Source organism: Pseudomonas wadenswilerensis (genome assembly GCF_900497695.1).
Taxonomy (GTDB): Bacteria; Pseudomonadota; Gammaproteobacteria; order Pseudomonadales; family Pseudomonadaceae; genus Aquipseudomonas; species Aquipseudomonas wadenswilerensis.
Genome location: NZ_UIDD01000008.1, coordinates 163,737 through 176,810 on the forward strand (window position 1 = coordinate 163,737; position 13,074 = coordinate 176,810).

General features: G+C 64.5%; 12 protein-coding genes. 6 read left to right on the forward strand and 6 right to left on the reverse strand.

Annotation, left to right across the window (positions count from 1 at the left end; translation table 11 throughout):
* Positions 1-352: 352 nt before the first annotated feature.
* A complete protein-coding gene (locus CCOS864_RS16165) occupies positions 353-1,318 on the reverse strand; it encodes a FecR domain-containing protein (RefSeq protein WP_115087271.1) in 966 nt (321 codons plus the stop codon).
* The gene (locus CCOS864_RS16170) at positions 1,318-1,851 is read right to left on the reverse strand and encodes a sigma-70 family RNA polymerase sigma factor (RefSeq protein ID WP_115087272.1); all 534 of its coding nucleotides are present in this window, start codon (positions 1,849-1,851) and stop codon (positions 1,318-1,320) included. The genes CCOS864_RS16165 and CCOS864_RS16170 overlap by 1 nt, the downstream gene beginning before the upstream one ends.
* Before the next feature lie 241 nt (positions 1,852-2,092).
* Between CCOS864_RS16170 and CCOS864_RS16175 the strand changes: the two genes are divergently transcribed.
* From CCOS864_RS16175 to CCOS864_RS16190, 4 genes are all read left to right on the forward strand, one after another.
* Positions 2,093-2,680 (forward strand): SMI1/KNR4 family protein, encoded by a 588-nt coding sequence (locus tag CCOS864_RS16175; RefSeq protein WP_115087273.1) that lies wholly within the window; start codon positions 2,093-2,095, stop codon positions 2,678-2,680.
* A 94-nt stretch (positions 2,681-2,774) separates the two neighbouring features.
* Complete coding sequence (locus CCOS864_RS16180) at positions 2,775-3,590, forward strand: carbon-nitrogen hydrolase family protein (protein WP_115087274.1); 816 nt, start codon at positions 2,775-2,777, stop codon at positions 3,588-3,590.
* Between the two features lie 39 nt (positions 3,591-3,629).
* Positions 3,630-4,724: a polyamine ABC transporter substrate-binding protein gene (locus CCOS864_RS16185; RefSeq protein ID WP_115087275.1), complete on the forward strand. Its 1,095-nt coding sequence runs from the start codon at positions 3,630-3,632 to the stop codon at positions 4,722-4,724.
* 42 nt (positions 4,725-4,766) lie between these two features.
* Positions 4,767-5,717 (forward strand): nucleotidyltransferase domain-containing protein, encoded by a 951-nt coding sequence (locus tag CCOS864_RS16190; RefSeq protein WP_244211930.1) that lies wholly within the window; start codon positions 4,767-4,769, stop codon positions 5,715-5,717.
* Between the two features lie 3 nt (positions 5,718-5,720).
* Here the strand turns inward: CCOS864_RS16190 and CCOS864_RS16195 are convergent, their stop codons facing one another.
* Positions 5,721-6,302 (reverse strand): DUF4174 domain-containing protein, encoded by a 582-nt coding sequence (locus tag CCOS864_RS16195; protein ID WP_115087276.1) that lies wholly within the window; start codon positions 6,300-6,302, stop codon positions 5,721-5,723.
* 223 nt (positions 6,303-6,525) lie between these two features.
* Here CCOS864_RS16195 and CCOS864_RS16200 point away from each other — a divergent pair, with 223 nt between their 5' ends.
* Positions 6,526-7,029 (forward strand): anthrone oxygenase family protein, encoded by a 504-nt coding sequence (locus tag CCOS864_RS16200; protein ID WP_115087277.1) that lies wholly within the window; start codon positions 6,526-6,528, stop codon positions 7,027-7,029.
* A gap of 466 nt (positions 7,030-7,495) precedes the next feature.
* Here CCOS864_RS16200 and CCOS864_RS16205 read toward each other — a convergent pair whose 3' ends face one another.
* Together CCOS864_RS16205 and CCOS864_RS16210 are read right to left on the reverse strand one after the other, a co-directional pair.
* Positions 7,496-9,856, reverse strand: a complete 2,361-nt coding sequence (locus CCOS864_RS16205; protein ID WP_115087278.1) for a DNA polymerase II — start codon at positions 9,854-9,856, stop codon at positions 7,496-7,498.
* A gap of 66 nt (positions 9,857-9,922) precedes the next feature.
* On the reverse strand, positions 9,923-11,122 hold the full coding sequence (locus tag CCOS864_RS16210) for an MFS transporter (RefSeq protein WP_115087660.1): 1,200 nt from the start codon (positions 11,120-11,122) through the stop codon (positions 9,923-9,925).
* Positions 11,123-11,244: 122 nt separating this feature from the next.
* Here CCOS864_RS16210 and CCOS864_RS16215 point away from each other — a divergent pair, with 122 nt between their 5' ends.
* Positions 11,245-12,150 (forward strand): LysR family transcriptional regulator, encoded by a 906-nt coding sequence (locus CCOS864_RS16215; RefSeq protein WP_115087279.1) that lies wholly within the window; start codon positions 11,245-11,247, stop codon positions 12,148-12,150.
* Here the strand turns inward: CCOS864_RS16215 and CCOS864_RS16220 are convergent.
* Positions 12,147-13,046, reverse strand: a complete 900-nt coding sequence (locus CCOS864_RS16220; RefSeq protein ID WP_115087282.1) for a LysR substrate-binding domain-containing protein — start codon at positions 13,044-13,046, stop codon at positions 12,147-12,149. The genes CCOS864_RS16215 and CCOS864_RS16220 overlap by 4 nt on opposite strands.
* Positions 13,047-13,074 lie beyond the last annotated feature (28 nt).

Genomic DNA, 13,074 nt, shown 5'->3' on the forward strand with positions numbered 1-13,074 from the left:
ATCACCGCCAGGCCCTTGCTGGCGAGCAAGGCGCGCAGGCCCTCCTCGACCCCATACTGGCCATGCAGGCCTTCGCTGCGCTGGCCTTGGGTCAGCGCCGGGTCAAACGACAGCACCACTCCCGCCTCGGCGGCAAAACGGGTCAGCACCTGGCCAAGATCGTCCTGCCCCAGGTCGTAGCTGCGCGTGGCCGATGCTCAAGGGCAACAACAGCGCGCAACAGCGCAGGGCGTGGTGAATCCGGCGGGTTCTCATTCGATGCGTTCTCTTCTGGTTGGCATTCAGGCAGTGGGCCTGCCTTCCATAAGTCGAACGACAAGACGAATTAATATCATTTGCATGAAAAATACTTTTACTGGCGTGCCTTTACCGTCACCCAATACGGCGTGCGCTGGCTGACCGTTACCGGTAGCGTGCTTTCCAGGGCGCGGAAGATCTGCGCCGGGTCGTCGAGCCTGAAGGTGCCGCTGATGCGCAGCCCCACCACTTCCGGCGCGCAGCGCAACCAGCCACGGCGGTAGCGCGCCAGCTCGGCGACAAACGCCCCCAGGTACTGCTCGTTGGCGATCAGCAGGCCTTTGCTCCAGGCGTCCAGGTTGGTTTCCAGCGGCGAACTGAGCACCAGCGCCGGGTTGGCAAAACGGCATTGCTCTCCGGCCTCCAGCAGCGCGCCGCCACCCTGCTCGCCCGGCAGCACCTGCACACGGCTTTCGAATACGGCCAGGCGCGTGGTGTTTTCGCCGGCCAGCACCGAGAAACGCGTGCCCAGCGCCTGCAGCGTGCCGTGACGGGTTTGTACCCGGAAGGGTCGATTGGCCGGGTCCTTGGCGGTAGTGATCAGCACCTCGCCGTCGCGCAGCACCAGCAGGCGCTGCTGAGGGTCGAAACGTACGTCCAGGGCGCTGGCGGTGTTGAGCTGGACCTGGCTGCCATCGTCCAGGGTCAGGCTCAGGCGTTCGCCGGTACGGGTGTGGTAGTCGGCGAACCAGGGGCCTTGGCGCGCCTGCTGATAGCCGCTCCAGCCCAGCCCACCGGCACCGGCCATCAGTACCAGCCCCTTGAGTACACCACGACGGCCCAGCGCCGGCTGCTGGCCGGCCAGTTCCAGGGTGCGCCCGGCCAGGCGCGTGGGCATCTGCTGCAGGCGTTGCTGCACCCGTTCGACCTGCTGCCAGGCCCAGCGGTGCTGCTCGTCGGCCTGCATCCAGGCGTGCCAGGCGGCGTGTTCGGCGCTGCCGGCGCTTTCATCACCGAGGCGCGCACGCCAGGCGGCGGCCTGCTCGAGGGCGGCGAGCTGGCGCGAGTCCAGGGCGGCCATCAGTCGACCTCGTGTTGCAGGCTGTACAGCGTGCAATGGTGCAGGGCCTTGGCGATGTCGCGGTTGACCGTAACCACCGAGATGCCAAGGGTTTCGGCGATGGCCTTGTAGGTCATGCCGTCCAGTTGCGAAAGCAGAAAAGCCTTGCGCACCCGGGCGCCGAGGCCGGCAAGCATGCCGTCCAGCTCGCACAGGGTTTCCAGCAGGATGGCCCGGGCTTCGGCGGAGATGTCCAGGGCTTCGGGCTGCTCGGCCAGCGCCTGCAGCCAGGCGCGCTCGAGCCGCGCGCGGCGAAAATGATCGATCATCAAGCGCCGGGCGATGGTCGCCAGGTAGCCCCGGGGTTCGCGCACGGCGCGCAGGCGGTCACTGGCATCGTCGGCGCTGAGCACGCGGACGAACACATCCTGCACCAGGTCGGCGGCCAGGTCCTGGCATTCCACCCGCGGGCGCAGCCAGCCGGTCAGCCAGCGGTGATGAGCCCGGTAGAGGTGGCTGACCTGCTGACGCAGGGCGGGGTTGGAATCGGTCATGGCGACTCGAAGAGCAAATGAGAATTTCTATCATTCTATGCGAATGATAGAAGGGCTTGGAAGAGCGCCGCACTAAAGCTGGCCCACCGGCCGCATCGCTGGCAAGCCAGCTCCCACAGGTCTTGCACAAACCCTGTGGGAGCGGGTCTTGCCCGCGATCGAGCGTGCAGCGCTCGCAATCCCGGTGAATTTACGCCAGCCTGGCTATCATCTGTGCTCTTTCAGGAAGGAACCGCCCCTCATGTCCCTCGTCACCACGTACCTCACCGGCCTGCGTCAGGCGCTGCCAAGCGAGTCGCTTGAGCAGTTGAACCTCACCCACGGCGCCTCGGCCGAAGCCTTGCAGAAACTCAGTAACCATTACCCGCTGTGTCCCGCAAGCCTGCTGGAACTGCTCGGCCATATCGACGGTACCCATTTCCGTGACTACCCAGGCGGCACAGTCATCGTCCTGATCCTCGGTTCGGACGTGTTCGAGTACCCCTACTACCTCAGCGCCGCCGAGCAGGTCCTCGAAGACGCCAGAGGTTATACCGATAGCATTCGCGGCATCTACGGCGACTTCCTGGACGAATACCCGGAAACCGTCGGCCCGGGCATCGACATCGACCTGGGCATGAACCAGCGCCTGTGCTTCTCCCACTGCATGAACAACGGCGGCACCTCGAAGCTGTACATCGACTTCAACCCCGCCGCCGCCGGCACCGTCGGCCAGGTGCTGCGCTACCTGCACGACCCGGACAGCTATGAAGTGATTGCCGAGAGCTTCGATGAGTACCTGCAGCAGTTGATCGACGACGACTTCGCCTTTGTTGAACGGGAGATCTGAGCGCCATTACCCATTCAGGGTTACTCCATCAACGTGATTACCGCCCACGCCGTCGCGCCGCATACTCGGTTCCAGCCCCACGCAAGGAACCCCGATGAAGATCGAACTGATACAACTCGCCGGCCGCGACGGCGATACCACCTACAACCTGCAACGCACCCTGGAAGCCATTGCCGGTTGTGCAGCCGACACCGACCTGCTGGTGTTCCCGGAAACCCAGTTGATGGGTTTCGCCAGCGCCGCGCAGTTGCCCAAGGTTGCCGAAAGCGTGGACGGCCCCAGCGTCCAGGCCGTGCTGCAAGCGGTACGCGAACGCGGGGTCGCGGTGGTGATCGGCCTTGCCGAAAAGGCCGACGACGGCTACTACAACACCTCACTGCTGCTCACGCCACAAGGCATCGCCCTGCGCTACCGCAAGACCCACCTCTGGCCCTCGGAACGCGGCCTGTTCGAGCCTGGCGATCGCTACACCACGGTGAGCTGGAAAGGCCTGCGCATCGGCCTGCTGATCTGCTACGACATCGAGCTGCCAGAAAGCAGCCGCGCCCTGGCGCAACTGGGCGTCGACCTGATCGTGGTAACCAACGGCAACATGGACCCCTACGGCCCGGTGCATCGCACCGCGATCATGGCCCGCGCCCAGGAAAACCAGGCCTTCGCGCTGATGGTCAACCGCGTCGGCCCAGGCGATGACGGCCTGGTATTCGCCGGCGGCAGCGCGGTGGTCGACCCGCACGGGCGTCTGCTGTTCGAAGCCGGTCGTGAAGCCTGCCGGCAGGTGGTCGAACTGGACCTGCAGCAACTAGAGCACGCCCGCCGCGACTACGACTACCTCGCCGACCGGCGCTTGCAACTGCCCGGCCAAAGGGTGGACCACGCCGATGGCCGCCGCGAACTGCTGATCCCCTGAGCGCTACCCCTTACAATAACAAGATCCCGGAGTGCCCCCATGAAGTCGATCCGTCGCCTGCCCCTGGCCCTGGCCGCGCTGCTGAACCTCGCTGCAGCCCAGGCCGCCACGCCCAGCGTGCACATCTACAACTGGTACGACTACATAGCCCCCAACACCACCAAGGAATTTCAGCAGGCCTCGGGCATCGCCCCGGTGTATGACGTGTTCGACAACAGCGATGTGATGCAGAGCAAATTGATGGCCGGGCGCAGCGGCTATGACGTGGTATTCGCCAGCGCCGACCTGTTGCCGAACCTGATCAAGGCCGGGGTGCTGGCCGAGCTCGACCGCAGCCAGTTGCCCAACCTGGCGCACCTGGACCCGCAGATCCTCGCCAAACTGCAGGGCAACGATCCTGGCAACCGCTTCGCCGCGCCCTACTTGTGGGGCACCACAGGCCTGGGTTACGACGTCGACAAGATCAAGGCCCGCCTGGGCGCCGATGCGCCGCTCAACTCCTGGGACCTGATCTTCAAGGAAGAAAACATCGCCAAGCTGGCCGACTGTGGCGTGGCGATGCTCGACTCACCCAGCGAGATCATCCCCATCGCCCTGCACTACCTGGGCCTGCCCTACAACAGCAAGAACCCCGAGGACTACCGCAAGGCCGAAGCGCTGCTGCTCAAGGTGCGCCCGCATATCGCCTACTTCGACTCCTCGCGCTTTATCTCGGACCTGGCCAACGGCAATGTCTGCGTGGTGCTGGGCTGGTCCGGCGGGGTGTTTGACGCAAGACTTGCCGCCGATAACGCCAGGAATGGCCGCGACATCCGCTACAGCATTCCCCGCGAAGGCGCGCCGTTCTGGCTCGAAAGCATGGTGCTGCTCAAGGACGCGCCCAACCCGCAGCAAGGCCTGGCCTTTATCAACTACATGTTGCGCCCCGAGGTGATCGCTGCCTCGACCAACTACCTTGGCTACCCCAACGCCAACAAGGACGCCGCACCGCTGGTGGAAGCGAAGATCCGCGACAACCCGTCGGTGTACCCGCCCCAGGCGGTGCTCGATACCCTGTTCGCCCTGGAGCCGCTGCCACTCAAATACGAGCGCATCCGCACCCGGGTGTGGAGCAAGGTCAAGACCGGGAGTTAGTGTTAGCGTAGTGAACCGCACGCTCGCCCAAGGACTCGCTGCATGATCCGCCTGGCCTCCACTGAAGACCTGCCCGCCATCGATGCCCTGATCGAGGCGGCCTACAGCCCCTACATCGCCCGCATCGGCGCCAAGCCCAGCCCGATGCAGGAAGACTACGCGCAGTTGGTCACCCGCCGGCAGGTTCAGGTGCTGGAAGACCGGGGACAGGTAGTGGACATCGGTGGGGTGGATGCCAACGGCGCTATCCTCACGCTTGCGCCGATAGCGCTACAACCCGCCTACCGGCCTGTGCTCGACGATCTCTGCCGCACCCTCGAAAACCGATGCCATACGCTGCTCGGTGGCATTTACCTCTACGGCAGCGTTGCCCGTGGCGATGCCCGCGAAGGTGAATCGGACCTGGACGTGACCCTGATACTCAACCATTGCCCCAACGCCAATGACTTGCAGCAGCTTGAACGGGTCAGAGGTGAGCTGCAGGACCGGCACCCACTGGTGAGCAAGATCGATTTCGACATCGGCACCCGTGACCAGGTGCTGGCCGAGGAACACCGCAACAGTTGGGGTTACTGGCTAAAGCATCACTGCCGCTGTATCTGGGGCGAAGACCTCGCCCAGTGCTTCGCGCCATTCAAGCCTTCACCAGCCATCGCGCGGGCAGTCAATGCCGACCTGCAGGCTGCATTTGAGCGATATGCCGAGGGTATCGCCGATGCGGGCGACGCAGACACGCTGCGCCGGCTGCAACGGGAAGCCTCACGCAAGGCATTGCGGGCCGGCAACATGCTGCGAAGTGACAAGGACCCTTCGTGGCCGCTGACCCTGGAGGATCATGCTGACCAGTTACGTATTGCTTGTCCGCAACTGGCCGCTGAGGTCGAATTCTTTTTGCGTCACGCCTATCAACCCGAGGCCAGCGCCGAACAGTTCCTCGAACAGCTCGGCGCATTCAACACAGCATTCTTTGTACGTCTGAACGCTTCTGGTTGAACCTCAATCCTCCAGCGGCTTCGGCGGTTTGGGTGGTGGTGCCGGCTTGGCCGGCTTGGCGGGTTTACCGTCCTTGCCGGGCTTGGCCTCTTTGCCCTTGGTGGCGTCCTCCTTCAAATCGGCAACGGTCGGCGGCACGATGGCTTTTTCCGCTGCCGGCAACTGGTCGACTGCATCGTAAATCGCCTTGGGCTCGAGGATGCCGGTGTGTTCGATCCGGTGCAGCTCGCCGTCCTTGCCCACCAGTACTACCTGGGTGACCATCGTATCCCGGGCGCTGAACTTGAACTTGCGGATCAGGGCCATGGTCGCCTGTTGATCCAGAAACTTGTCATCACGCTTGCCGATCATGCCGGCGACGCTGTACAGCACCAGCTTGCGCTCCTCGAAGGCAGCCTTGGTGGCCGGGTCTTCAAGGGCCTTGTTCAACGCGCGAAGGGTCGGGTCGGCGGTACTGGGGGCAAGGACAACCAAGGGGCGGGTCTTGTACAGCTCCTGGCCCAAGGGGTCATCGCTATCGGCAGCGAGGGCGGGACCGGCGACAATGGCCAGCAAGGCGGCGAGGGTCAGTGACCGAACAAGCATGCGCATCTCCTTTCTATTTCCATGCAACAAAGACTACAAATCGCGACGAAAGATCCGGGTTGCGAGCCTAAACTACAGGGCCAGATGAGTGGGCAAGGCAAAGGTAACTTCCGATTACCAAGTGCGACCTTGGATACACACCGAAAGGTCTGTCATCCGATTCTGAGGATAGCTGAAGGCCGTCTGCCATGCCCGTCGACCACCCTGGAAAAAGGCCTGAACCATGAGCATTGCCGACACCCTGCTATTGCTGCTGATCCTTGTTACCGCCCTGGGTTGCGGGTTGATGGGCGGGTTGTTCTTCGCCTTCTCCAACTTCGTCATGCAGGCCCTGGAGCGCATTCCGGCACAGAGTGCGGTGACGGCCATGCAATCGATCAACCAGGTGGTGCTCAACCGCCTGTTCCTCTCGCTGTTTCTCGGCACCGCCGTGACCTGCGCGATCCTGCTGACCTGGGCCTGGTTGCGCTGGCCATTGCCGGGCAGCCTGTGCATCGGCATTGGCAGCGGCCTGTATCTGCTCGGTAACGTGCTGGTGACCATGCTCTTCAACGTGCCGCGAAACCAGAGCCTGGCGCGCCTGGAGCCGGCCAGTAGCGAGGCGGCCAGTGCCTGGCCGAGCTATGCGCGGGTGTGGAACCGCTGGAACCATGTGCGCACCATTACCGCCCTGGCGGCCACGGCCTGGTTGATGGTGGCGTTGCTGCGGGTGGTGTGGACTCAATAGCGGCTGCTCAGCTCCCACAGTAGATCTGTGCACGCCGGACCTGGACTTGCTGCCTGCACCGGCCTCATCGCCGGCAAGCCAGCTCCCACAGTAGATCTGTGCACGCCGGACCTGTGGGAGCAGGCCTTGCCTGCGATCGAGCGCGCAGCGGTCGCAACCCAGCCAACCCCTGATGTGCTGCCTGCACCGGCCTCATCGCCGGCAAGCCAGCTCCCACAGTAGATCTGTGTACGCCGAACCTGTGGGAGCTGGCTTTGCCTGCGATCGAGCGCGCAGCGGTCGCAATCCAGTCAACCCCTGATGTGCTGGCTACACCGGCCTCATCGCCGGCAAGCGCCGGACCTGTGGGAGCTGGCCTTGCCAGCGATCGAGCGCGCAGCGGTCGCAATCCAGTCAACCCCTGATGTGCTGCCTGCACCGGCCTCATCGCCGGCAAGCCACACAGGGTCAGTGCATGCAGGTCCGGCTAGAACAAGCCCATCTGCCGATCGATCAGCGCCGTGAAGTCATCCTCCACGAACGGCAAAATCGCATCGGCCACCGGCTGCAACTGCCGGGTCAGGTAGTGGTCGTAATCGATCGCCGAATGCCGCGTCTCCAACGGCTCCGGCCCGGTCACGGTAATCACGTAGCTGATCCAGCCGCCATTCTGGTACTGCCGCGGCCTACCCTGTCGGTCATTGAAGTCATCGGCCATGCGCGCCGCGCGAACATGCGGCGGCACGTTGCGCTGGTAGTCGGCCAGCGGCCGGCGCAGGCGCTTGCGGTAGATCAACAGCTCATCCTGCTCGCCAGCCAAGGTCTTGCGCACATACTCACGCAGGTACTGCTGGTACGGCTGACGCTTGAAGATCCGCTCGTACAGCTCCTGCTGGAACTGCCGGGCCAGCGGCGACCAGTCGGTACGCACGCTTTCCAGGCCCTTGAAGATCATCTCCTCAACGCCCTCGCCACGTTGCACCAGGCCGGCATAACGCTTCTTGCTGCCCTCCTCGGCGCCGCGAATGGTCGGCATCAGAAAGCGCTTGTAGTGGGTCTCGTACTGCAACTCCAGGGCACTGTCCAGGCCGTAGCTGTCACGCAGATGCTCGCGCCACCACTGGTTGACCTGCTGCACCAGCTCGCGACCGATACGCGCCGCGTCCGCCTCGTCATGGGCACCCTTGAGCCAGACGAACGTGGAGTCAGTGTCGCCATAGATCACCGCGTAACCCCGGGCCTCGATCAGTTCGCGGGTACGGCGCATGATCTCGTGGCCGCGCATTGTGATCGATGAGGCCAGGCGCGGGTCGAAGAAGCGGCAGCCACTGGAACCAAGCACCCCGTAAAAGGCGTTCATGATGATCTTCAGCGCCTGGGAAAGCGGCGCATTGTGCTCGCGCTTGGCCACCTCGCGGCCCTGCCAGACCCGCTCGACAATCGCCGGCAGGCAATGCCGGGTACGGGAAAAACGCGCACCGCGAAAGCCCGGTACCGAGGTCGCGTCGCCCGGCTCGCGCAGGCCTTCGATCAGCCCTAGCGGGTCGATCAGGAAGGTTCGGATGATCGACGGATACAGGCTCTTGTAGTCGAGCACCAGCACCGACTCGTACAGCCCCGGCCGCGAGTCCATGACGAATCCACCGGGGCTGGCCTCCTCCGGGCGCTCGCCCTGGTTGGGCGCGACGAAGCCCTGGCGGTGCATCAGGGGCATGTACAAATGACAGAACGCCGCCACCGAGCCGCCGCTGCGGTCAGCCGGCAAGCCGGTAACCGTGGCCCGTTCGAGCAGGAAGGTCAGCAGTTCGGTCTTGGCGAAAATCCGTGTGACCAGTTCGCAGTCCTTGAGGTTGTAACGGGCCAGGGCCGGCTTGTCCTCGACGAACATGCGGTTGATTTCGTCCATGCGCTGGTACGGGGTGTCGATGGCCTTGCCTTCGCCGAGCAGGGTCTGGGCGACGTTCTCCAGGCTGAACGAGGGGAAACTCCAGGTCGCCGAACGCAGCCCTTCGATACCGTCGATGATCAGGCGCCCGGCGGCCCCGGCAAAAAAATGCGCGCGGCTGCCGTGCTCGCGCCAGTCCATTTCCTCACCGCCACGCCCCAGGCGCAAGGGCACCTTGAGCTGGGTGGCGTGGTGCTGCAACACGCGCAAGTCGAACTGCACCAGGTTCCAGCCGATGATTGCATCGGGGTCATGCACGGCCAGCCAGTCGTTCAAGCGCTCGAGCAAGCGGGCACGGCTGTCGCAGTATTCGAGATCGAAATCCACGCCCTCGGCGTCGCCGTTGGCCGGGCCGAGCATGTACACCTGGCGCTGGCCGCAGCCTTCGAGGGCGATGGAATACAGCTCGCCGCGCTCGGTGGTTTCGATGTCGAGTGATACCAGCCTGAGCTTCGGGCGGTAGCCGGGGGCGGGCTTGAGCTGGGCATCGAGCAACACACCGTTGGCATCAGGTGTGCCGCTGAAACTCACCGGCGCGGTAATGAAACGCTCCATCAGGTAGCGCTCCGGCGGACGCACATCAGCCTCGTAGATTTGCACCCCGGCGGCGCGCAGGCGCTTTTCCAGCTGGATCAACTGGCGGTGCTGGCGGCAGTACAAGCCCAGCACCGGCCGCTGTTCGAAATCGCGCAGGGCCAGCTCGCGCAACGCGACGTCGCGCTCACCGCGCAGCACCGCTTCGGCTTGCCCACGCTGCTCGGCCGGAATGAACGCAACGGACGTCTGCACCGGCAAGCGCAAGCGCCGTGGTCCCTGATCGGTGGCCAGCCAGAACTCGACGCTGGTCCCCGCCGGGGTATCGCGCCAATGCCGGGTCAGGACAAAGCCCTGCTGTAACTCCACCGCTGCAACCTCGAAAACACCTGTGTATGCGGCGATTCTACCTGCCTGTGCCGCTGGCTGCCGAACTTAGCGCGCTACCCGTGCACCGGGGGCAAAGCCGTGGCCATGGGCGCGACCGGCAATCAGCAAGGCCAAGGCGATCAGTCCCAGCAACACCCAGTGGAAACTGCCCACGCCCCACTGGCTGAGCAGCACGCCACCGAGCAGACCGCCTGCGGCAATCGCCGAGTTCCACACGGTGACGATCATCGACTGGGCGACATCGGCGCCCTCCCCGGCGGCATCGGCGCTGGCGGTCTGCAGCAGGGTCGGCGCGCCGCCGTAGGTCAGGCCCCAGAGCGCGACACTGACGTACACCAGCGGCGCCGACTGGCTGACAAAACCCAGCACCAGCGCCACCACGGCAAATCCGCACAGGCTGAGCAAAACCATGTTGCGCAGGTGCTTGTCGATCAACGCACCGACCACGCCGATACCCGCCAGGGCGGCGATACCGAAGGTCAGCAGGACCATGCCAGTGCTGGCTGCCAGCCCCACCGAAGCCAGGAACGGCACGATGTAGGTGTACAGCACGTTATGCGCCAGCACCCAGGTGAGGATCACCAGCAACACCGCCAGCACTCCCGGGGTACGCAGAACTTGAGCGATGCCGGGACGTTGACCCGGGGCGTGACCGTCGAAGTCCGGCACCTTGCACAGCACCCAGGCCACCAGCACCAGGGTCGCCCCCGACACCAGGGCAAAGGTCATGCGCCACCCCACCAGTTCGCCCAACCAGGTGCCGGCTGGCACCCCCAACGACAACGCCACCGGCGCGCCGATCATCGCCACTGCCATGGCCCGGCCCTGCTGCTCGGGGCTGACCATGCGCCGTGCATGCCCGGCGATCACGCCCCAGGCCAGGCCGGCGGCGACGCCGGTCATGAAGCGTGCGACCAGCGTCAGCCAGTACGAACTCGATAGCGCCGTCACGGTGTTGAACAGCAGGAAACCGACAATCGCCAGCAACAGCACCGGCCGCCGACGCCAGCCCTGGGTCAGGGTCACCAGCGGGATGGCGGTCAACAGCGAGCCCAGGGCATACACGCTGACCATCTGCCCGGCCATGGCCTCGCTGACCTGCATGCCGCTGGAGATCTGCCCGAGCAGGCCGGCCGGCAGGGTTTCGCTGAGGATGGCGATAAAGCCGGTCATGGCCAGGGCCAGCAGGCCGCTGACCGGCAAGGGCTGTTCGAGTGCGGCTGGCCCGTCCGCCGTGCAACTCATCGGGGTCATGGTGAAACTCCTGTAGGAAAGATGGGCGAACCTTAAGCCTGCGGTCACTGCGGAAAAAGACGGGTACAATTCCGCTCATAACGGACATTGATGTCCGCAATCAGGGAAAGCAGATGGATAGCCTCAGCGGTTTCGTGGTGTTCGTGCGGGTGGCAGAAACCGGCAGCTTCGTCGGCGCCGCGCAATCGCTGGGGGTCAGCGCTTCGGCCATCGGCAAGCGCGTGGCGCGCCTGGAGAGCCGCCTGGGCGTGCGCCTGTTTCACCGCAGCACACGCAGCATCACCCTGACCGCCGAGGGCAGCCTGTTCCTGGAACGCAGCCGGCGCATCCTCGCCGAGATCGAAGCCACCGAACTTGAACTGTCCCAGGCCAGCGAGGTGCCGCGTGGGCGTTTGCGCATCAGCCTGCCGCAAGTCACCGCACTGGTGATGCCGGCCTTGAGCGAGTTCATGGCGCAGTACCCGGCCATCGAACTGGACCTGGATTTCGACGATCGCCTGGTCGATATCATCGGCGAAGGTTTCGACGTGGTGATGCGCGGCGGTACCCCCAGCGACTCGCGCTTGAGCGCGCGCTTTCTGGGCCATTTCCACCATGTACTGGTCGCCTCACCGGCGTACCTGGCGCGCAATGGCACCCCCGTTCATCCCGATGAACTGGCCCGGCACACCTGCCTGCACTACCGTTTCCCCAGCACCGGCAAGCTCGAGCAATGGCCGTTGCGCCAGGAGCCCGCCGGGCGCGAATACGACATCCCGGTGTCGATGGTCTGCAACCACGTCGACACGCGCATCTGCTTTGCCACCCGCGATCGCGGCATCACCTGCACTCCGGATTTCACCGTACGCCAGCAGCTGCAACGCGGTGACCTGGTGACCGTGCTCGATGACTACATGGAGCGGCGCGGCAGCTTCTACCTGCTGTGGCCCTCGGGGCGGCAAATACCGCCACGGCTGCGGGTGTTCATCGACTTCATGAGCACGCGACTGCAGCTGGATGCCGGCGCGCCGCAGTATTAGTCATATAAATAATCAAGCCCCTGAGCGGGAAGTCGCGGCACCTGCTGCTGCAGGAATTCGCCGAGCTTCTGCGCCTGGCGCGCCTTGGGGCTAGCCTGCAGCCAGGTCAGGTAATAACCCTCGCCGGTGGCCACCGCCTGCGCAAAGGGCGTGACCAGGCGGCCGGCGTCGAGCTCGCCGCTGGCCAGCAGCAGGTCGACCACGGCCACACCCAGGCCTTGCTGGGCGGCAGCGATGCCTTGATCCAGGGTATCGAACAGCTGGCCGCGGTCCAGGCTGATTGCAGCGCCCCCAGTCCGATTCAACCAGCGCCGCCAGTCACGCCGATCGGGCGACGGGTGCAGCAGTTCGCAGTGGACCAGGTCTGCCGGGTAACCGGGCTGGCACACCGGCACCAGCCATTCGTCAAACAGCTTGAGGCTGGCGATGTCCGCGGCAAAATGGCCGTCGCCCAGCAGGATCGCGCAATCGTAAGGCTCGCTGTAGAAGTCCACCGTGTCGATGTCCATCCACACACTGCTCAATTGCACCTTGCGGTGTTCTTCGCCTTGCTTGAACGTCGCCAAGTGCTTGAGCAGCCAGCGCACGGTCAGGGTCGAAGGCGCCTTGAGGCGCAGGTGCTGACGGTCCTGCCTGAGCAACCCGCAGGCATTCTCGATGATCTTGAAGCCGACCTTGAGCTCCTGGGCCAGCAGCCGGCCCGGCTCGGTGAGCGCCACTTTCGGCCCGCGGCGCTCGAACAATGCGCAGTCGAACAAGCCTTCGAGGGTTTTGATGTGATGGCTGATGGCGCCCTGGGTCAGGGCCAGTTCTTCGGCCGCGCGGGTGAAGGAGCCATAGCGTGCGGCCACCTCGAACGCCCTGAGCGCCTGCAATGCGGGAATGCGTTCGGTCATGGCCGCCTCAAGCATGAGTAAAACTAAT

Coding starts and splice junctions, on each gene's coding strand:
- CCOS864_RS16180 (WP_115087274.1), top strand. CDS start 2,775: ATGAAGATCGAACTGATACAACTCGCCGGCCGCGACGGCGATACCACC.
- CCOS864_RS16195 (WP_115087276.1), bottom strand. CDS start 6,302: ATGCTTGTTCGGTCACTGACCCTCGCCGCCTTGCTGGCCATTGTCGCC.
- CCOS864_RS16175 (WP_115087273.1), top strand. CDS start 2,093: ATGTCCCTCGTCACCACGTACCTCACCGGCCTGCGTCAGGCGCTGCCA.
- CCOS864_RS16185 (WP_115087275.1), top strand. CDS start 3,630: ATGAAGTCGATCCGTCGCCTGCCCCTGGCCCTGGCCGCGCTGCTGAAC.
- CCOS864_RS16210 (WP_115087660.1), bottom strand. CDS start 11,122: ATGAGTTGCACGGCGGACGGGCCAGCCGCACTCGAACAGCCCTTGCCG.
- CCOS864_RS16220 (WP_115087282.1), bottom strand. CDS start 13,046: ATGACCGAACGCATTCCCGCATTGCAGGCGCTCAGGGCGTTCGAGGTG.
- CCOS864_RS16165 (WP_115087271.1), bottom strand. CDS start 1,318: ATGGCCGCCCTGGACTCGCGCCAGCTCGCCGCCCTCGAGCAGGCCGCC.
- CCOS864_RS16190 (WP_244211930.1), top strand. CDS start 4,767: ATGATCCGCCTGGCCTCCACTGAAGACCTGCCCGCCATCGATGCCCTG.
- CCOS864_RS16170 (WP_115087272.1), bottom strand. CDS start 1,851: ATGACCGATTCCAACCCCGCCCTGCGTCAGCAGGTCAGCCACCTCTAC.
- CCOS864_RS16200 (WP_115087277.1), top strand. CDS start 6,526: ATGAGCATTGCCGACACCCTGCTATTGCTGCTGATCCTTGTTACCGCC.
- CCOS864_RS16215 (WP_115087279.1), top strand. CDS start 11,245: ATGGATAGCCTCAGCGGTTTCGTGGTGTTCGTGCGGGTGGCAGAAACC.